Source organism: Enterococcus sp. AZ119 (assembly GCF_050546175.1).
Taxonomy (GTDB): Bacteria; Bacillota; Bacilli; order Lactobacillales; family Enterococcaceae; genus Enterococcus; species Enterococcus faecalis.
Window position 1 is genome coordinate 1,813,766 of sequence record NZ_CP172951.1, and the last position, 20,346, is coordinate 1,834,111.

The following is a 20,346-nucleotide window of genomic DNA, read 5'->3' on the forward strand; positions in this document are numbered from 1 at the left end:
TGCATTCTCCTTATAGATGTTTCGGGTTTCGGTAGGGATCAACTAAAGCTTCCGCGGTCCATTTTTCCGCAAGTTCTTTATAAGATCCTTTTTTATCATGGTTTTGCATTTTTTCGTCTGCTTTCAAAATTGCATAGGACACATATACATTTCGTTTACCAGCGCTAGCAAATTGTAACGATAAATCGACACCCATCCACTCTTTTCCTAAGTTTTCGTTAATTCCTTCTAAATTTAGGTAAAGTTGTTTGTTGAATAGTAAGCAGTCTTCAGTTGCTGCTTGAATATTTCTTGGTAAAGCAATTCTGTAATAGTAACCTAAGCTTTTACCAGGGGTGCCTTTTTCAGGATAAAGTAATCGACCTTTGTCTGTATCAACTGATACTCCCACCGTTTCCACGCGATAGCGTGCGTCAACTACGCGGCCAGTCACTAAACCAGAGGTCTCTTGTTGACCAATGTTCATTAACTCTTTTAACCAATCATTTTTCGTTGGTACCAATCCAGCATTTAATAAAGCCACATATTCTCCCTTAGCAGCTTGAATCATGCCATGACGAGTTTCTGTTGAAACATAACGAAGACGGTCATTTTGGATATTTATTTGATTCTCGAAGCGTTCAGGCAATAGAATTTCATAATTTGTATAGGCAGTTTTTTCTAATAATTGACGTAAGTAACTACTCATATTCTCTGTATCATTCGTAATAATCAATGATACCATCGGCACATGATCATAAAGATAGTTAATTTTATAGGAACCATAAAATTCGGCAATCTCTACTTGTGCTTTTAAGCCACGGCGTTCCGTTGCCGCTTGGACCGCTTTTTGACCAGCTACATAGGCGTAACCTTTGCTTTCAGGGTTTAGAGCAGTCGATGATTCAATGGCACGCCAATGATACATCATACCAGGAATATGCTTGATTTTCGTTGCTTGTTCCGTTGCTCGTAATACGAAATCATAGTCTTGAGCGCCGTTATATGCTGAGTTCAATCCGCCTACTTTTTCTAATAAATCACGTTTCACAACAACAAAGTGTGTAATGTAATTATGGTTTAAAATCAGTTCTGGATTCCAGTCCGATTTGTAAAACGCGTTGAAGCGACGACCATTTTCTGTAATTTTATCTTCATCAGTATAAAGAAAATCAATCGTTGGGTCTGTGTTTAAAGCTTTGACCACTTCATATAATGCTTGTGGCGCTAATTCATCATCGTTATCCATGAAACCAACAAAATCGCCAGTAGCAATTGACAAAGCTGAGTTAGTTGCTTCTGAAATATGTCCGTTTTCTTCGCGATAAATAACTTTGATTCGTTGATCTAGTTCTTTATATTTTTCTAGCATGGGCTTAATATGTTCGCTTGGCGATGCATCATCTGCTAAACATAACTCCCAATTTTCATAGTACTGATTTTGTAAAGAAGAAACGCACGCTGCAAGCCATTTTTCTTCGACATTATAAACAGGCACAGCGACAGAAATTTTAGGCTGAAATTGGAACGTTTTAATTTCCGCTAAAACTGCCTCCACGTCAACAGGGGCTTCTGCTTTTTCTTGTCGTTTAAAGTACCACTTCACTGAGCCCATCAAACCACGTGTCTGAATCGAACGCCATGCTCGATCAAATTTTGTGCCTGGTTGAACCATGTTTGGACGCTCCACCACGTATTGAACCTTCTGGCCTGATTTTGTGTCAATGTTTAGCGTGTAGGCTGGTAAATCTTCTGGATCTTTAATCGTAATGACAAAACCATAATCTTGATCGCCTTCTAATTCAAACATATCAATAACATCACGACGGTATTCTGTTTCCACCGTATAAGTGACTGATTCACTAGCTTCTGCAATGCTGAATCTTAGCGGATAATTTGTTTGTTTGTCATACGCCCACCCTCTGATAACAGAAACGTTATTTTCTACATCGCGAGCAATATCATCGATGGTTAAATTAATCATTTTATCAAATTTAGTTAACGTGATTCGTTTATATTTTCCAGTAGGCATAGGGGCAGTCTCCGTCTGTTTATTCATTTCTTCTAAAAATTGATTTCTTTCATCTAACAGTGCATGAATAAAGGTATTTTCACGTTCTGAATAGTTGCCTTCAAAGAAATAATCAATGTCTACTGTCAGGTCTTTGCCTGCCATTTGTGCATCGGTTACTTCGATTACAGGTACTTGCGTATCTAAGAAATAATAGATATTCTCTTGTACCAGAAAAGCATTCGTGGCTGCGACTGGGACTGTCTCGCCGTCTATCGTCATGGATAATTTAATAATTGCCCCCGTTAAACTTGGGAATAATTTTATCAGTTGGACGTCTTCTGGTATCTTCAGTTGGAACTGTTTTGTTTCAGGTTTTTGTAAATCAACTGGTTGATCCAACTCAGTCTCTTTTTCTTCGCCGCAATTAATTAAAATATGAACGTTTTTTTCATTGTATGAATTTACTGGTGTCACTCGCTCTGGCTGTTCTACTGGTTCAGCAGTCAAGGCAAAAAAGTACTGATACACTTCGCCAAAGGGACGCGCTTTAAAAGCTGCTTGTACTTCTACAGGTAACGCTTCATACGTCGTAGGAATTTCGTTGTAGCCAACTTGATTAAATGTAAAATCTTCTTTGGCAATGTATAAACCAACTTCTGCAAAAACTTTTTCAAATCCTTCTTGTAAATAGAATGATTTATGCGTAGCATCCAACAGCCCAGTTTCATTCCACGTTAAACGATTATTAAATAAATCAATTAAGACAGAATTATGCGCCAAATTAGGGAAAGTGATTAAGATTTGACCGCCTGGTTTTAAAAACGGTTTGACTTTTGCTAAGGCGCTTTGAGGATTCATTAAATGTTCCAACACATCTGCAAAAACGATATAATCAAACGTCTTACCAGCAAAGTATTCGACCCAATCATTTTCATCAATATTGCCATAAAAGGCATCTGTTGAAAATTGACTGACATGATCATAAAGTTCTTTGTCTAATTCAACAATTGAGACCTGGCACTTTTTTTCTTCCATCAAATAGCTAGTCATTCGCCCATTACCTGGACCAAATTCCAAGACATCACTATTTTCTTTGATTTGTGCTACGATTTTCCCAACACTGGTACTCTCGTCTGTTTCCATTTCAAAATCATACTTCATCTTTTGTCGTATCCTTCCATTTATGATCTAAGATGACAATTCCTTCTCCGGCATAACGACCGGTAATAAACATCGTCACGTATTTTGTTTTGTAGACTAATGGGACTGTTGCATGTTCCTCAAAGAAAGCAATATCAAAATAATATTCACCTGTTAATAATGACATTTTTTCATATTCTAAATAAAAAACATTCCGTCCTTTTTTCCAAGGAATTTGCACGCCATCTAACAACGTATTTAAGCCACAGACATAATGATTGTCCACTGTTCGAATAGCGACCCCACAAACAGGCTTCTTAATTTGGTCGTTTTTGACAGTATATTCAATTTTTACAATTACTTTTTCATCTTGCGTTACCATTTCTAATGGTTCATAATCCGCGTTTAAAAGTTCCGCATGATCCACTTCAATAATATCTGGCGTTGGGGTTTCATCTTTCACGGTTGCTTCGCGGTCAACCGTTTTAATTGATTTCTTTTTCAAAAAGTTTTCGTAGTTGGTCGTCACGTCCATCGTATCTCCATATTCAACGACTTTCCCGTGTTGCAACCAAAAAGTTCTATCACAAAAACGGCGGATGGAGTTTACATCGTGAGAAACAAATAAAATTGTTTTACCAGAATTTTTAATTTCCGTAAATTTTTCCATACATTTTAATTGAAACTCTAAATCCCCGACAGCCAACGCTTCATCGACAATTAAAATATCAGGATCCACGTTAATAGCTACCGCAAAAGCCAAGCGGACAAACATACCACTAGAGTACGTTTTAACTGGTTGATACAAATGATCGCCGATGTCAGCAAAATCAATGACATCTTGGACACGCTCTTCCATCTCTTCTCGGGAAAAACCCAAGACCATTCCATTTAAGAAAATATTTTCATATCCTGAATATTCAGGGTTAAAACCTGAACCTAATTCAAGCAACGCTGAAATTTTCCCATTAATCACCATGGACCCGGAGGTTGGCGTTAATACTCCTGTAATAATTTTTAACATGGTTGATTTTCCAGAACCATTTTCGCCGACAAAGCCAATCATCTCGCCTTTTTTAATTTGCATCGTGACATCGTCTAACGCATAAAACAAATCGTGGTAGGATTTTTTGGTTGGACTAAGCGCTTCTTTAAACCGATCGGACGGCTTTTTATACATGTTGTATGTTTTGGTAATATGTTGGATATCGATTGCATATTCTGACATGTCGTTCTCTCCTTATAATACATCTGAAAAATGTGGTTTTAAGCGTCTAAACACGGTTGAGCCAATTAATAGTAAAACAATAGTAACTCCCCAGAAATATAAGCTATATTGCCAATGTTCCCAGAACCATGCACCGCCTAAATAAGATTCGCGGTATCCTTGAACAATATAATATAATGGATTGATTTTTAAGATTGTCGCAATCATTCCAGTTGGTTGCCATAAAATTGGTAATGTCCACATAACTGTTTGCATAATGATATTGATAAATTGCATAATATCAGGTAAAAATGGTTGTGTTGAAGCAGTAATCCACGTAATTGCTGTTAAAAAGACTAATAAACAAGCTAAGTAGTAAATTAATTGCAAACTGTACAGACTTGGGTAATAACCGTTAGCTGTAGTAATTACAAAACCAATTAGAATGAAAAACAAGTGGGTGTACAAGTTCGATAAAATTTTAGATGTTGGTAAAATTTGTACATTAAACACGACTTTTTTAACTAAATAACTATATTCACGAAACACATTCGTGGCTGATAATAACGAATCTGAAAAGAAGAACCAAGGTACCATCCCTGTTACTAAATAGACAATGAATGGCATATTGTCGCCAGCTCTAGAACGAAGGCCTACAGAAAAGACAAACCAATACGTCAAAACAGTTACTAATGGCGTTAAAAACGCCCAGACAATTCCTAGTGCTGAACCAGCATACTTGGCCTTAAAATCATTAAATGAAAATTGTAATAACAATTTTTTGTTCTGAAAAATATTCTTGAAAATTGAAAATGTTTCTTTAAACATATACTTATTCCTTCCGTAATAAACTATTTTTATCTAAAATTTTTGGATACAAAAATGCCATTTTAAACAACATTTCTATTTTATCGATAAACGCCTAGCTTTTCAATAGTAGACCCCTTTTTATAAAGAAAAATTTAACTGATTTCGCTATATTAAAAAATCTTGTCCAATTTTTAGGAGATTATGCTACAATAATGGAGGTCTTGCATTTTTTTGCACGGAAACTATTTTTGAGAGAAGGGAAATTATGGTTCTTTTTATTATTTACGTATTTCTGTCTTCTGCTGGTCTGGTCTTATTTAAACTAGGTTCTAGCAGTTTGAACATCCAACTCCAACAAACAATCTTTTCAATGAATATCTCACTTATATCTTTATTGGGTTTATTTTGTTATTTAATTAGTTTTATTTTATGGATGTTAATTATTAGTCGTTCCGATGTTTCTTACATTGTTCCTTTAGGCGTTGCCTGTACAAACATCGCTATTTTAATTGCTTCAAATCTTATTCTAAAAGAGACAATCACAACGAATGCCCTTATTGGTGCTGTGGTTATTATTGTCGGCATTGTGATTATGAATCTTAAATAAAACAACAAAGACCTTAAACTCCAACTTAAGGTCTTTGTTGTTTTATTTAATATAGATTTTTAAGCCAATAAAACTGTCTCAGTTCACTTAATTTAATGATAATATAACTAAAAACAATTAACAAAAAAACTTGTACAACATATGTTTTAAAGTTATCGTACGTTAACTTTTGAATCCCTAATTGACTAGCTGCATAAAATAGTAAATATTTTATCGGATTTTGCGCTAAATAAATAATAATACTAGATTTTCTTAAAAAGTCACTTCCAGGAATACGTATATTTTCTAAATTAAAACTTAAAATAACCACTAACACAGCAACTATTGGTAACGTAAAATAATTTTGTGCATCATAAAAAACACCTAATTGTTGCGCAAATTTCACTTCCTTTAGTCCTACATAAGAAAAAATAACAATACCTAAAACTAAGAATAAATTATTTAAAGGTTTTTCAAATACATAGTTTGCTAAAAAATAGCCTATAATCACATAACAAATCGTAGAAATCATCGAAAAAGATATAGAACCATAAAAAGGCACTTGTTTAATCCATTCAATGTCAAAGTACCACTTACCATAAGTAGAAGTAAATACTCCTATCAGAAAGCTAACAATTCCAATTGTTAATAATACTTTCTCACCAAAATAACTTCGGATGTAATAAATAATAAATACACTCATTACTAATGCGATTAAATACCAAGAAACACCTATTCTGGGGACATAGCCTAATAATATGCTCAGTATAAATGATATTTTTCCTCTTAAATCCATTTCCCCTTTAACAAAATTCATAATAGATACGATAAAGAAGGGAATGTAAAAGATCAACCACGAAAGATATACTTTTAAGATTCTTTTTATATAATTGAATAGTATTTTTTTATCTTTTTCTTTTTCTCTAAAAGAAATTTTTTTAAACAAAAAATATCCAGATACTATGAAAAAAAACGGAACAGAAAAGCGGGCTAATATTTTCAAATCACTACCCAAAATAGATTTAGAGGGAAAGGTATGAATTCCAACTACACTTAATGCAGCAATAAATTTGAAGGCATCCAATACATCATTGTTTTTAGTCATTTTTCCCCTCTCTATTCTCCCATTTTTCTTCAGATTTCATGATAGATAATTCTTGCAATAATGTTTTAATGCGATTTTCGTGTTTTGAAATCAACACAGAATTTTTAATTTCCATGATTAAAAGGACAATCACCGCAGCTGATAATAAGAAGTTTGATGTTGTTTCAAACCCAAAGGCCATTGCTAACCATTCTGCCACATGCGGGAAAATAGCAAAAATAATTAAGACAATTGAGATTAATAACCAAATCAAAGCATTTTTTAGGAGAAAAATATTTTTATTAATTCCTCGAATAATGTATAAGAAAAAGCCAATTGCAAATAAAAATAAAGCTAGCCATAACACGGTTGGTAGCATTAATCTCCCTCCTTCATAAAGGCAGCAATCAGAATTGCTGAGCCGACTTCCAGCATATACTTCACAGAAGCCAAGGCACGAATCGAAGAAACACCACCAAGCCGTTCCATCATATTGACAGGTCTTTCAACAATCACAAAACGTTTTTTAATTAAGTGAACAATCGATTCTGGCTCAGGATAATTTGTCGGATAACGCTTTGCAAAAAAAGCAATCACTTTCCGATTTCCTGCTCGATACCCTGAAGTCACATCATAAATTGTTTTACCAGAAGCCATTCGAATGCAAAAAGATAACAAACGAATACCAAAACGGCGCATTTTCGTACTTTGAAAAGCCGCTTCGTTTCCAGGAATGAAACGAGAGCCAATCGAAAAATCACATTTACCCTCTGCTAATGGTTCCAGTAAAATAGGTAAACTATTGATATCATGTTGACCATCACCATCAAACTGAACCGCAACATCATACTCATTTTCTAAGGCATATTTATAGCCGGTCTGTACCGCCCCGCCAATACCTAAATTCAACACTAAATGAATGGCATTAATTTGGTTGGCTTCTAAAATTTGTTTGGTTCCATCTGTCGAGCCATCATTAATTACCACATAATCCAATTCATGTTGAAAATGCGTAACTTCCTGTTTAAATGTTTCAATGGAAGCAATCGTCCGCAAAATGTTTTCTTCCTCATTGTAAGCAGGAATGATTAAAAGTACCTTCATAAAGAGAAACACCTTTCCACTTTTTCTCTAACAAAACCCCTCACTTACACAAAACAATTTATTGTTGAACATTTTCTAACATTTGTGCTAAGGCTTCTTGCCAAGTAGGAATTTTAAAGCCTAACGCTTCTGTTTTACTTAAATCCATGACAGAATATTGTGGTCTTTGCGCCTTTTGTGGAAATTGAGTTGAATCCACTGGCAGTACTTCCACTTCAGTATCTTTTAAAATTTCTTTAGCAAACTGATACCAGCTACAGCTGTTTTCATTAGACAAATGATAAACACCAAATGGCGCTTTTTCTGCAATAACAAATGCCATAAATTCGGCTAACGTTCTTGTCCAAGTTGGGCGGCCAAACTGATCGTCCACTACCGTTAGTTGGTCTCTTGTTTCCGCTAATTTTTGCATGGTAAAGACAAAGTTATGACCGTATTGACCAAATACCCATGATGTTCGAATAATATAATAGTCGTCCAGGATTTCTTGTACCGCTTGTTCACCTAATAACTTCGTCCGACCATACTCATTTAAAGGATTCGGTTGATCATCAATCGCATAGACGCCTTCTTTTTTAGTTCCATCAAAAATATAATCTGTACTTACGTAAACAAGTGTCGCCCCCACTGCTTTAGCAGCTTCTGCAACATGACGTGTGCCATCTACATTCACTTTTTCATCTAATTCCTTGCCTTCGTCTTCTGCTTTATCAACAGCTGTATAAGCAGCACAATGATAAATGACGTTTGGTTGAATTTCTTTCACTTTTGCCAACGTACTATCCGCATCAGTAATATCTAATTCTGTGGAATCCGTTGAAACATACTCAATTCCTTGTTCGTCTAATAGGTGACGTAATTCTGTGCCCAATTGGCCATTTCCACCAGTAATTAAAATCATTATTTTCGCTCCTTCTTGAAAAAAAGGCAGGGCAAAGTAGCTTTTGTACTTTGCCATCGCCTTTCGACTGTTATCTCACATGTCAGAAAAAATTACTGACCATTTTGTGCATATTTTGCTTCAACAGCTTCTTTATCTGCACGCCACCAGTCTTCATTTTCTGTATACCACTTGATTGTTTCTGCCAAGCCTTCACGGAAATTCGTGAATTCTGGTTCCCAACCTAATTCTTCGCGTAATCTGGTTGAATCAATCGCATAACGTAAGTCATGTCCTGCACGATCGTTGACATGCTCATAGGCATCAACAGGTTGTCCCATTAATTCTAAAATTAATTCCATCACTGTTTTATTGTCTTCTTCACCATCGGCTCCGATTAAATATGTTTCGCCAATTTGCCCTTTTGTTAAAATTGCCCAAACAGCCGAAGAATGGTCGTTTGTATGAATCCAGTCACGAACATTTTTACCAGCACCATAAAGTTTTGGTGTAATACCGCTTAAGACATTGGTAATTTGACGAGGAATAAATTTTTCAATATGTTGATATGGACCATAGTTATTTGAACAGTTTGAAATTGTTGCTTGTAAGTTGAAAGAACGAACCCACGCTTTGACTAACAAGTCAGATCCTGCTTTTGTTGAAGAATAAGGGCTTGAAGGATTGTAAGGCGTTTCGGCAGTGAATTTTTCCCCTTCGCCTTCTCCATGTCCTGGTAAATCTTCTCTTAAAGGTAAATCGCCATAAACTTCATCAGTCGATACATGGTGGTAACGAACATTGTTTTTACGGCAAGCTTCGATCAATGTGTACGTCCCAATCAGATTGGTTTGTACAAATGGGAATGGGTCGTTTAATGAGTTGTCGTTATGCGATTCAGCAGCATAGTGAACGACCGCATCTGTTTCAGCGACTAAACGATTAACTAATTCAGCATCAGCGATATCTCCTACGACTAATTCCACGCGATCACTTGGTAGACCTTCAAGATTTTTTTCATTTCCTGCATACGTTAATTTATCTAATACAGTTACATGAACTTCTGGATGATTCTTTACAACATAATGAACAAAATTTGAGCCGATAAAACCAGCTCCACCTGTTACGATGATTTTTTTCATAATTGAAACTCTCCTACTTTTTTCTTAAATTTCGCCATAGATAAACGGATTTTCCGCTTCAAATTCTTTTAAGGTTGGATGTTTTTGATCCTTTTCTGACGTAATCGCTTTTTCTGGCGCAATTGGCCAATCAATAGCTAACGCTGGATCGTTAAAAGCAATACCGCCGTCTGCTGCCGCATTGTAGTAATTGTCACATTTGTACATAAAGTTCACGTTCGGTGTCAAAGTGACAAAACCATGAGCAAAACCTTTTGGTACTAAAAGCTGACGGTGATTATGTTCTGATAAAATGTAGCCTTCCCATTGGCCATAGGTTGGACTCCCTTTACGAATATCAACAATCACATCTAATACCGCACCTGTTACAACGCGAATTAGTTTTGTTTGCGCAGCTTCGCCTTTTTGAAAATGCAATCCACGCAAGACACCTGCTTCTGTTGATAATGAATGATTATCTTGGACAAAATCAAAGTCTAATCCATGTTCTGCAAATTTAGCTTTGGAATAACTTTCTGTAAAAAAGCCACGATGATCACCGAAAACATCCATTTCGATAATTTTGACATCTTGTAATTTTGTATCAATAACTTTCACGTTTCTTCGCTCCTATTCTGCTGCTAAACGTAGCAAGTATTGGCCGTAGCCATTTTTCTTCAATGGTTGTGCCAATTCTACCAATTGTTCTTTTGTAATATAGCCCATTCGATAAGCAATTTCTTCCAAACAAGCGACTTTTAAATTTTGACGTTTTTCAATTGTTTCAATAAATGTTGACGCTTCTAATAAGGATTCGTGTGTGCCTGTATCTAACCAAGCAAAGCCACGGCCCATTACCTCAACAGAAAGTTTATTTTTTTCAAGGTAGACTTTATTAACGTCTGTTATTTCTAATTCCCCACGTTCTGACGGTTTGATCCCTTTTGCAATTTCAACCACTTCATTGTCGTAAAAATACAAACCTGTCACTGCGTAATTTGACTTCGGTTGTGCTGGTTTTTCTTCAATAGAAAGCGCCCGCATCTCTTCATCAAATTCTACCACGCCGAAACGCTCTGGATCATTTACATGGTAACCAAAGACTGTTGCCCCTGACTCTTTAGAAGCCGCTCGTTGCAACATTTTTGATAAGCCGCCACCATAATAAATATTGTCCCCTAAAACTAAGCAGACACTGTCATCACCAATAAATTCTTCACCAATAATAAATGCTTGCGCCAAACCATCTGGGCTTTCTTGTACCGCGTATTCGATATGAATGCCTAAATCATGGCCATCGCCGAATAAGCTTTCAAAACGTGGTGTATCTTCTGGTGTAGAGATAATCAAAATTTCATTAATTCCCGCCAACATTAACGTTGACATTGGGTAATAAATCATTGGTTTGTCGTAAATTGGCATTAATTGTTTTGATGTTGCTTTTGTTAACGGATATAAGCGTGTCCCGCTTCCGCCTGCTAAAATAATTCCTTTCATGAACAATCTCCTTAAATACTTCTATTTTTAGTTTCTATAAAACCAAATATCCTTCCCTATTATCGCATTAAGCATAGGGTTTGTCATGTTTTTTACGTAAATTTTACAAATCTGTAAAAGTTTAGCGTTGTTCCTTTAAACGCTGATGTAAAGCTTTTAATAAATTCACACGCCAATTTAATTTTTGTTGGAAACTTGTTTTGGTAATAATAGGGCTGACATTCGCTCCATGTCTTCGGTAAAGCACTAATGGTTCTTTAATGAGGCCCGTTTGCTTTTTCCGTGCAGCTAATAAGCCAATCCACATATCGTGCATAGGAACTTCTGGCGGAATGGGTAAAATGACGTTTTTCATCTCTTGACGAAAGGCCATACCTGCCCCAATATAGCCACTTTTTATCGCATTTCGCCAAAACCCTGGTTTGACTTTTCGAAACTTAAAATAAGAGGGATTGGTAACTTGTAAATCCGCATCAACAATTTTCAAGTCACTAATAACCACTTGGATGTCAGGGTGCGTTTCAAAATATTCTGTCACTGTCGTTACTTTATTTGGCAACCAAACGTCATCTTGATCTGCTAAAAATATTACTTCGCCTTTCGTATGCGTAAGCGCAAATGCAAAATTAGCAATCACTCCTTGCCCTGGACCTTGTAACAATTGAATTTGGGGATAATTCGCTGCATACGTTCTCAAAATTTCCAACGTATGATCAGTAGAACCATCATCTGAAATAATTAGTTCATCTTCTTCACTGACTTGTAAAAGAATACTATCTAATTGTTCCGCGAGATATTTTTCTCCATTATATGTCGCAATACAAACTGAGATCATAGATTATCCTTTCATTAACTTGAGAAATTCTGCCAATGTTTGCCGCCAAATTTGGCGATTTTTGACAGTTAAAAATTGCTTACTACTGCGTAAAAATAAATGGCGTCGATGATGGGAAAACTTTTCTTGATCATATCGACGATAAAATAACGTTTCTGCTTCAATAATAGAGCGATAACGTTGAGGACTCATTGTACGATAATCTAAAACAGACAATTCTTGTTTTAGGTGGATTGGTAAGACTTCAATCTTTTTATTGGCTTGATTCAATTGATAAAAGAACCAATGGTCTAAATAGTCCAAAGGAAATTCTTCCGAAAATCCTTCCAACCAGCGCAGTGTTTCTGCCGTAATGACTGTACCAGAATTGATAGCCATCAACGGTTGGTTGGCTATCCCTGCTGTTGGCTTTGCTCCTTTAAGTCCAACATATTGATCACTATAAACTGGCGAAATTTGTTGTCCATTTGCTTCTACAATTGGAACATAGACTGCCACAGTCGGATCTAACGGCATGATGATCAACGTATCAAAATAAGAAGCTGGCACTTCTGTGTCTTGGTCAAGGAGCAACAATAATTCACATTGATTCGTTTGACTAAAAGCAATCGCTTCATTATAAGCGGTCGCTAGTCCTGGATTATCAGGATTATGTCGATAAGTAACATTTTGTTGTAAAAATAATGCATCTTCTTGAGGAAGTGGGCTGTTGTCATAAATAAATAAGTGCAATTCGGGGTGATCTACCACTTCTTTTAATAACAAATAATTCGGCGTATCAGCCATTTTCATTTGATATAAGACGATGACTACCGCTAATCTTTGACTCATTAAAAGAACCTCCAGCCCCATTTGTTAAAAAATTTCCCCATTGATTGCATAAAGATTTTAAACAATTTTCGACTTTTATGGGCGCCCTTTTCATACATGTGAACAACCGTTTCAAAAGGCGTATAGAGAATCCGATAGCCTGCTTTGCCAAAACGTAAACATAAATCGTTGTCTTCAAAGTACATGAAGAAACGTTCATCGAACCCACCAATTTCAACGAATTTTTCACGATCAATCAACATAAAACAGCCTGAGCCCATTTTAATATCCGTTGTTTCTGTATCCGACAAATCGCGACATTCATAAATACTCAAACGTTTATCAAAAATTTTCTTTACAAATTGAAAGGGAATAAAACGTAATATATAATCGAAAACATCTAATTTTTGACGAACTAAATATTGCGTCGTGCCATCTTCATTTAGCACTTTAGGGCTAACGACTGCAATGTTCTTATCTATTTTGATACGGTCTAATAGACGATCAAGCACGTCTTTAGTAACCAAAACATCGGGATTAAAAATAATTGCATACTTTGTCGAAGCATTGAATAACACTTGATTATGACCATGACCAAACCCTTGATTTTCTTCAGCGCGATGGATAGTAATAAATGGTTCATATGTTGCTAATTTTTCAAGATACGCTGTTTCAGAATGATTGTCATAGATATGAATATCATAGATACTATCAGTACCCAGTTCGGCTTTTAATTGGTCTAGTACATTAAAAATGTAACGACTATTATAAGTGACAATCGAGATTGTTACCATTTCTTGCATGCTCATTTCTCCTTACTACTGAAACATCGTCTTAAAAAAAAAGCATATGTTTCACACATATACTTTTTTAAGTTTAATGGAATTATATCATAGGTTTACGCTCTCGCAAAGCAACCTAAAGATTTCTTTACTTTCTCTTAGAATGCTTGCCAAGTCGCTTTTTCATTTGCTCCTGACGATATTCACGATTCCCTAAAATCCGTAACAAATACATCAACGGTTGATGTCCTTCGCCAACTAGACCGATTAGTTCAATGAATAGTTCTAAGCCAATTAAACAAAAGACAATTAATAAAATTGATGCTACTGTACTTGAATAGCTGAACAATAAAGAGACAAAGGAAAAAACTAACGCTAATGCATAAATAGTCATGACCGCCCCTTTATGGGTAAAACCTAAAGATAACAAGCGGTGATGCAAATGCATTTTATCTGCTGAGGAAATGGGCTTCTTGTTCAATAGCCGTCGAATAATTGCATAAACCGTATCCGTAATTGGCACACCTAAAATCACCATTGGCGTAATTACCGTGATAAACGTAGCATTTTTTAAGCCCTGTAACGACATTACTGCAATCATAAACCCGAGGAATAACGCCCCGGTATCTCCTAGAAATATTTTAGCTGGATAAAAATTGTATGGGAAAAATCCCGCAATGCTCGCAACTAAAATAAAAATAACAATTGGAATATAGACCGTTTTAGCATGTAGGAAAAAATACCCTGTAATACCAATCGTGGTTAATCCAATAATGGATACGCCTGATGCTAAACCATCCAAACCATCAATTAAATTTACTGCATTCGTAATCGCTAAAATCCACAATAAAGTTAGTGGTAAACTAAACCAGCGCAAATCAATCATTCCAACAACTGGCAACGTCACAAAATCTATCCGAATTCCAGCAACAAAATAAATAACTAATGCTGCTAACAAAATACCGATTGTTTTTTTCATTGGAGTAATCTCTTTAATATCATCAATGAGGCCTGTCAAAACAACCATTCCACCAGCCAAAATAATCGGCCAAATATAATCTTGTGGGATAATCGAACGAAAAATCAATAAACATGAACTAGCAAAAGCAATGTAGATTGCAAGTCCTCCTGCTGTAGGCATATTTTTGGTATTGATTCGTCGCTCTCCTGGTGCATCGTAGGCGCCAATCCGAAACGCTAGAAGCTTAACAAGTGGTGTTAATAGCAAAGATAAGATAAATGTCATAAATAAACGTATCAAAACTTCATAAATAAATAGTGACATAGTCGAACCCACTTTCTTCTCGTTCAGGGTATATTATACCGTAAACTGAAGCATTTACAAGCTGAAACATGTGTTCTGGCAACGGTTTAGACTTTTTTAAAGAAATCCATTTATTTTTTCTTTTTAAACCATCTAAACAAGCGTTGTTCAAAACTTGGTTGTTTTTTTTCTTTATCTCCAGATAAGTATTCATCGACGACAGCGTTGACAATTGCTCCTAAAATAATAATCGTGGCAGCAAAATTCAACCATAACATCAAGATGATAAAACTCCCGATGATTTGATAACTTGCGATTCTAGAACTAAAATATTTTACGTACAAACCAAAAATTTGTGATAATAGCATCCAACCGACTGTCGAAAAAATAGCCCCTGGCAAAATAGAACGTAACGATAATTTCCGATTAGGAACGACCGCATAAATCAAACACATAATCACTAATAAAACAACGGTCGTTAACGGCCATTTTAACGCTTGGAAAGTATCGATCACAGACGTTGAGTAATGGAAAATTGGTTGCAGTAATTCAATAATGTACTGACCCAGACCTAAAATTACTACTACACCAACAATCGCTACCATAAATAACAAAATAACTAAAAATGAGACCACTCTTACGAGAATAAAATTTTTCCTTTGTTCGACACCAAAAGCTTTATTCATCGCGTTTTGTAGTGCATTAATACTTTGACTGGCACTCCAAAATGCTGCTAAAGCGGAAACAGAAAGCAACCCGCCTGAACGTTGAGTCAGTAGTGAACGAATCGCTGGTTCTAAGTTCTTATAAACATCTTTCGGAATCGCCTCTGCAATATAAGGCAACACAGAATTAGGGTCGATTCTTAAATAAGGTAAGACATTACCTACCGCAATCAGTAATGGAAACAGCGAGAGTAATAAATAATAGGCAACAACCACTGAGCTGTTGCCTATTTCGGCTGTGACCATGTGACTTTGCGTTGTCTCAATAAAACGCATCAAAGATTGATTCTTTTTGATGTTGTCGAGAAACTTCATCACACACTCTCCTTATTAATAAGTCATTTCTTCGCCTTGTGACGTTAAGATTCTTGGACCTTCTTTCGTAATCGCTAATGAATGTTCATATTGACAACTTAGACCGCCATCTTCAGTATAAGCAGTCCAACCATTTGGGTCCATTTTCATGCGCCAAGTTCCTGTGTTAACCATTGGCTCAATGGTAATAACCATTCCCTCTTTTAAACGTAGTCCTTTACCTGCTTCACCATAATGAGGGATCATTGGACTTTCATGAATAGTTGGGCCAATGCCATGACCTACAAAGTCGCGAACTACCCCGTAGCCTTCTCCTTCTACATACGTTTGAATTGCATGACCAATATCGCCAATTCTATTTCCTACTTGTGCTTGTTCAATCCCAAGATATAGCGCTTTTTTGGTTACTTCCATCAAGCGATCAATTTCAGGTGTTGATTCACCCACGACATAAGACCAGCATGAATCAGAGATTGCGCCCTTTAAGTCGACACACATATCTACTTTGATTAGGTCGCCATCTTTTAATACTTTTTTACGAGGAAATCCGTGGCAAATTTCGTCGTTGATACTACAACAGGTAGCATATTTGTAACCTTCATAGCCAATTTGAGCCGCCACGCCACCATGACTTTCAATAAAGTCTCTCACAAATACTTCAATATCCCAGCTTGTAATGCCAGGTTTAATAAACGTCCGTAAATGACGGTGAACATCCGCTAATAATTCCCCTGATTCATCCATCATTTCAATTTCTCGTGGTGATTTTAATGTAATCATACTATCTCTCCTAAACTTGTTTCATTCAAATTATTTTATCACATTTTTTGCAAAAAAGATTGTTCAAACACCAATTTTCAAAAAGTCCCTTAATAAAAGCACTCGCTAGTCTTTTATAAGAAATGCGCATCTGCTATAATAAGTGACAGAATTGTATGAGGGGGAAGAAAGTTTATGACGTTAGCTAAAATTGTGTATGCAAGCATGACTGGGAATACAGAAGAAATTGCCGACATTGTTGCAGAAGCATTTGAAGATTTAGAATTAGAGGTCGAAATTGATGAGTGTACGCAAGTCGATGCCGCTGATTTTGAAGAGGCCGATATCTGTGTAGTAGCTACATATACGTATGGCGATGGCGATTTACCTGATGAAATTGTCGACTTTTATGAAGACTTACAAGAGATTGATTTATCAGGAAAAATCTTCGGCGTTTGTGGTTCAGGAGACACGTTTTATGATGATTTTTGTAAATCGGTGGACGACTTCGAAGCAGTCTTTACTCAAATTGGGGCAAAAAAAGGCGCCGACAGCGTTAAAGTTGATTTAGCCGCTGAAGAAGACGACATCCAACGTTTAGAAGAATTTGCGAAAAAATTAGCAACTGCCGCAGAATAACTACGTTGAAATAAATAAAAAAACACCAGAAAAAAATGGCTAGTTCCCATTTTTCTCTGGTGTTTTGATATTCCTAATTTAAAAATAAAATACTGTAATTTAATGCTGCCGCAAAAGTAACCCAAAGAATATAAGGAATCATCAACCAGCCACGCGTTATTAATTTATAACGCAAGTAGTCCCACTGTTGAACTATTAATAATAGCCATAACAATGAGATATCAATCACAGATAATAAATTATTTTGTAAAGAAAAAAAGAAAAATGTCCAGAAAAAGTTCGCAATAAATTGTAAAATAAATAGCGTAATCATCCGTTTTTTCTGTTGTTTATTTGGATGAACTAAGATGAAATAAAAAGTAATGCCCATAAAAATATACAACACCAACCACACTGGTCCAAATAACCAGCCTGGCGGAGCAAAACTTGGTAATCTCAACGCTTGATAATATTCTCTCGCATTTACTGAAAATAAGCCCGACAAGAGCCCTAGTCCGGTAATTCCTACAATACTTAGCCATAAACGCTTATCTTTCACTCGGTTCATGTTTTTTGCCCCTTTCTATTTCTCTTCTTTACTGTAGCATGGTTGCGAATAATCTACCATTAATACACTTAACAAAAAAAGACCGTTCTTTTAAGAAACAGTCTTTTGCTGTAACCTCACAGAAGTTATCAGCATGAGGTTACACTTTTTTTAATTTTTATAGGTCAATATCAATTGGTTCATCTCGTTCAAGAATTGCTTCAATACTATCTTTCATTAAATGAATGATTTGTTCTTCTGAAGGATGGATAATTCCAGAAGTCATCAATGCAGCCACACCAGTAGCGACCACCCATGTCCCCATGTGTAAAGAGTCAATTTGAACATCGTTTAAATTAGCATACTCAGGATCAGCTTTTACCGCTTCAGTAAAATAGTGATAAGAGAATTCTTGCATTTTTTTGCCGCCACCATATTCTTCTAAATAAAGCGCACGGTATAACTTACTTTCACTTGTCGCAAAATGAATATAGTTTAAAGCCAAATCAACAATTGTATTCCCGGTATGTTTTACTGGAAATACTTCTTTCGCTAAGTATTTATGAATTTTTTGGAATAAAGCATCGCGTAAATCATCCATGTTTTTAAATTCCAAATAAATCGGTTGGGTGGAACATTTCATTTTATTAGCAATATTACGTGCAGTGAACTTCGAAAATCCTTCAGTGGCGACTACTTCATAGGCAGCTGTTAAAATCTGCTCTTTCGTAATGGTTTTTTTTCTTGCCATAATTCCCTATCCCCTTTATTCATTCATATACAACGCTTCCAAATAAATGCTTATGGTTATTGTAACACGATTTTTCTATTATGCAAAATTAGAACAACTCTTTGTACAAAAGTTCACTGAGCGGGAGCACGACAACTTTTACCCCAACTTAAAATAACAGTTGATAAAGGCTTTATTTCGTTGAGTTCCCCGCTCTTCCGTGTTATGATATGAGCAGTCATTACCCATCAAATTGAAGGAGGAATCACGAATGACCTTAGAGAATTTTAATGAAAATCTAAAGAAATATGCACGTTTAATTGCTGAAACGGGTGTCAATGTTCAGGACAATCATACGGTTGTTTTACAAATCAGTGTCGATCAAGCGCCCCTTGCCCGCTTAATTACGGAAGAAGCTTATCGCTTAGGCGCGGCCGAAGTAATTGTTCAATGGAGCGACGAAACCATTCAACGTGAATTTTTAGCTCATGCTGCAACTGATCGTATTGAAAATGTTCCTCAATATAAAATTGATCAAACCGATGATTGGATTGCCAAAGGCGCAAGCCGAATTAGCGTGGTTTCTTCTAATCCTGATGCATTAGCTGGCGTGGATGCACAACGTGTAGCAGCTTTCCAAGCGGCTAATGGGAAAGCATTGGTCAACCTACGAAAAGCAACGCAAGCCAACAAAGTAAGTTGGACTGTTGTAGCTGCTGCTAGTGAAGGCTGGGCAGCTAAAGTCTTTCCAGAATTAGCAACAAGTGAAGAACAAGTTGATGCACTTTGGAATGAAATTTTCAAAACAACACGAATTTATGAAGAAAACCCAGTCATTGCTTGGAATATCCATGATAAAAAATTACAAGAAAAAGCGGCTGAATTAAACGAACAACAATTTACTGCTTTACACTACACAGCTCCTGGGACAGATTTAACGATTGGTTTGCCTAAAAACCATTTATGGGAAGGCGCTGGTAGTTATAACGCTCGTGGGGAAGAATTCATGGCTAATATGCCAACAGAAGAAGTTTTCACCGCCCCAGATAGTCGCCGCGTTGATGGTTATGTTTCTAGTACAAAACCACTAAGTTATGCTGGCACAATCATTTCGGGAATGAAATTTACATTTAAAGATGGAAAAGTTGTTGACTTCTCAGCTGAACAAGGCGAAGAAGCATTGAAAAATCTCTTAGCTATTGATGAAGGTGCCAAACACCTAGGGGAAGTTGCTTTAGTACCTGACCCTTCACCAATTTCACAATCCGGTTTGATTTTTTATAATACATTGTTTGATGAAAATGCCTCTAATCATTTAGCCTTTGGTTCGGCCTATGCCTTCAACTTACAAGGTGGCACGGAGATGAGCGAAGAAGAATTAGCTGAAGCTGGTTTAAATCGTAGCCAAACACATGTGGACTTTATGGTAGGATCTGACAAAATGAATATTGACGGCATTAAGGAAGACGGGACGATTGTTCCAGTTTTTAGAAACGGCGATTGGGCATAGTCCTACCAAATGTTGAAACCAAAGTTTTT

General features: G+C 36.2%; 21 protein-coding genes. 3 read left to right on the forward strand and 18 right to left on the reverse strand.

Annotated elements, in window-relative coordinates:
* Positions 1-10 precede the first annotated feature (10 nt).
* Genes IGL37_RS08935 through IGL37_RS08945 form a run of 3 tightly spaced genes read right to left on the reverse strand, consistent with a single transcriptional unit; the run spans position 11 to position 5,168 of the window.
* Positions 11-3,154, reverse strand: a complete 3,144-nt coding sequence (locus IGL37_RS08935) for a glycosyltransferase (protein WP_016627589.1) — start codon at positions 3,152-3,154, stop codon at positions 11-13.
* Complete coding sequence (locus IGL37_RS08940) at positions 3,144-4,361, reverse strand: ABC transporter ATP-binding protein (RefSeq protein ID WP_033598744.1); 1,218 nt, start codon at positions 4,359-4,361, stop codon at positions 3,144-3,146. The genes IGL37_RS08935 and IGL37_RS08940 overlap by 11 nt, the downstream gene beginning before the upstream one ends.
* 12 nt (positions 4,362-4,373) lie before the next feature.
* Complete coding sequence (locus IGL37_RS08945) at positions 4,374-5,168, reverse strand: ABC transporter permease (protein ID WP_002356900.1); 795 nt, start codon at positions 5,166-5,168, stop codon at positions 4,374-4,376.
* A gap of 247 nt (positions 5,169-5,415) precedes the next feature.
* Between IGL37_RS08945 and IGL37_RS08950 the strand changes: the two genes are divergently transcribed.
* On the forward strand, positions 5,416-5,757 hold the full coding sequence (locus IGL37_RS08950; RefSeq protein ID WP_002356899.1) for an EamA family transporter: 342 nt from the start codon (positions 5,416-5,418) through the stop codon (positions 5,755-5,757).
* A gap of 46 nt (positions 5,758-5,803) precedes the next feature.
* On the opposite strand, the gene IGL37_RS08955 is transcribed toward IGL37_RS08950, so the two are convergent.
* The 13 genes from IGL37_RS08955 to map form a co-directional block, all read right to left on the reverse strand.
* The gene (locus tag IGL37_RS08955) at positions 5,804-6,841 is read right to left on the reverse strand and encodes an acyltransferase family protein (protein ID WP_002379613.1); all 1,038 of its coding nucleotides are present in this window, start codon (positions 6,839-6,841) and stop codon (positions 5,804-5,806) included.
* Complete coding sequence (locus IGL37_RS08960; RefSeq protein WP_002359899.1) at positions 6,834-7,199, reverse strand: DUF2304 domain-containing protein; 366 nt, start codon at positions 7,197-7,199, stop codon at positions 6,834-6,836. The genes IGL37_RS08955 and IGL37_RS08960 overlap by 8 nt, the downstream gene beginning before the upstream one ends.
* Positions 7,199-7,924, reverse strand: a complete 726-nt coding sequence (locus tag IGL37_RS08965) for a glycosyltransferase family 2 protein (protein WP_002366952.1) — start codon at positions 7,922-7,924, stop codon at positions 7,199-7,201. Before IGL37_RS08965 ends, IGL37_RS08960 begins: the two co-directional genes overlap by 1 nt.
* Before the next feature lie 58 nt (positions 7,925-7,982).
* Positions 7,983-8,825 (reverse strand): dTDP-4-dehydrorhamnose reductase, encoded by an 843-nt coding sequence (rfbD, locus tag IGL37_RS08970; RefSeq protein ID WP_002362114.1) that lies wholly within the window; start codon positions 8,823-8,825, stop codon positions 7,983-7,985.
* Positions 8,826-8,917: 92 nt separating this feature from the next.
* A complete protein-coding gene (gene rfbB, locus IGL37_RS08975) occupies positions 8,918-9,946 on the reverse strand; it encodes a dTDP-glucose 4,6-dehydratase (protein WP_002359895.1) in 1,029 nt (342 codons plus the stop codon).
* A gap of 24 nt (positions 9,947-9,970) precedes the next feature.
* Complete coding sequence (gene rfbC, locus IGL37_RS08980) at positions 9,971-10,543, reverse strand: dTDP-4-dehydrorhamnose 3,5-epimerase (protein ID WP_002356893.1); 573 nt, start codon at positions 10,541-10,543, stop codon at positions 9,971-9,973.
* Between the two features lie 12 nt (positions 10,544-10,555).
* The gene (gene rfbA, locus IGL37_RS08985; protein WP_002364387.1) at positions 10,556-11,422 is read right to left on the reverse strand and encodes a glucose-1-phosphate thymidylyltransferase RfbA; all 867 of its coding nucleotides are present in this window, start codon (positions 11,420-11,422) and stop codon (positions 10,556-10,558) included.
* Between the two features lie 121 nt (positions 11,423-11,543).
* Positions 11,544-12,257, reverse strand: coding sequence for a glycosyltransferase family 2 protein (locus IGL37_RS08990; protein ID WP_002362119.1), 714 nt, complete (start codon positions 12,255-12,257; stop codon positions 11,544-11,546).
* A 3-nt stretch (positions 12,258-12,260) separates the two neighbouring features.
* Positions 12,261-13,088, reverse strand: a complete 828-nt coding sequence (locus tag IGL37_RS08995) for a glycosyltransferase (protein ID WP_002370382.1) — start codon at positions 13,086-13,088, stop codon at positions 12,261-12,263.
* A complete protein-coding gene (locus IGL37_RS09000; RefSeq protein ID WP_080296895.1) occupies positions 13,088-13,876 on the reverse strand; it encodes a glycosyltransferase family 2 protein in 789 nt (262 codons plus the stop codon). The genes IGL37_RS08995 and IGL37_RS09000 overlap by 1 nt, the downstream gene beginning before the upstream one ends.
* A 121-nt stretch (positions 13,877-13,997) precedes the next feature.
* Complete coding sequence (locus IGL37_RS09005) at positions 13,998-15,134, reverse strand: MraY family glycosyltransferase (protein WP_002366956.1); 1,137 nt, start codon at positions 15,132-15,134, stop codon at positions 13,998-14,000.
* Positions 15,135-15,244: 110 nt separating this feature from the next.
* Positions 15,245-16,153 carry a YihY/virulence factor BrkB family protein gene (locus tag IGL37_RS09010; protein ID WP_002383768.1) on the reverse strand — a complete coding sequence of 303 codons (909 nt, stop codon included), beginning with the start codon at positions 16,151-16,153 and terminating at the stop codon, positions 15,245-15,247.
* 15 nt (positions 16,154-16,168) lie between these two features.
* Complete coding sequence (gene map / locus IGL37_RS09015; RefSeq protein ID WP_033917885.1) at positions 16,169-16,933, reverse strand: type I methionyl aminopeptidase; 765 nt, start codon at positions 16,931-16,933, stop codon at positions 16,169-16,171.
* A gap of 174 nt (positions 16,934-17,107) precedes the next feature.
* Here map and IGL37_RS09020 point away from each other — a divergent pair, with 174 nt between their 5' ends.
* Entirely contained in the window at positions 17,108-17,551 is a 444-nt protein-coding gene (locus IGL37_RS09020; RefSeq protein WP_002356885.1) for a flavodoxin, read from the forward strand.
* A 73-nt stretch (positions 17,552-17,624) separates the two neighbouring features.
* Here the strand turns inward: IGL37_RS09020 and IGL37_RS09025 are convergent, their stop codons facing one another.
* Together IGL37_RS09025 and IGL37_RS09030 are read right to left on the reverse strand one after the other, a co-directional pair.
* Positions 17,625-18,098 (reverse strand): TspO/MBR family protein, encoded by a 474-nt coding sequence (locus IGL37_RS09025; RefSeq protein WP_002356884.1) that lies wholly within the window; start codon positions 18,096-18,098, stop codon positions 17,625-17,627.
* Positions 18,099-18,255: 157 nt separating this feature from the next.
* Entirely contained in the window at positions 18,256-18,828 is a 573-nt protein-coding gene (locus IGL37_RS09030; RefSeq protein ID WP_002356883.1) for a TetR/AcrR family transcriptional regulator, read from the reverse strand.
* A gap of 250 nt (positions 18,829-19,078) precedes the next feature.
* Between IGL37_RS09030 and IGL37_RS09035 the strand changes: the two genes are divergently transcribed.
* Positions 19,079-20,317 (forward strand): aminopeptidase, encoded by a 1,239-nt coding sequence (locus IGL37_RS09035; protein ID WP_002356882.1) that lies wholly within the window; start codon positions 19,079-19,081, stop codon positions 20,315-20,317.
* Positions 20,318-20,346 lie beyond the last annotated feature (29 nt).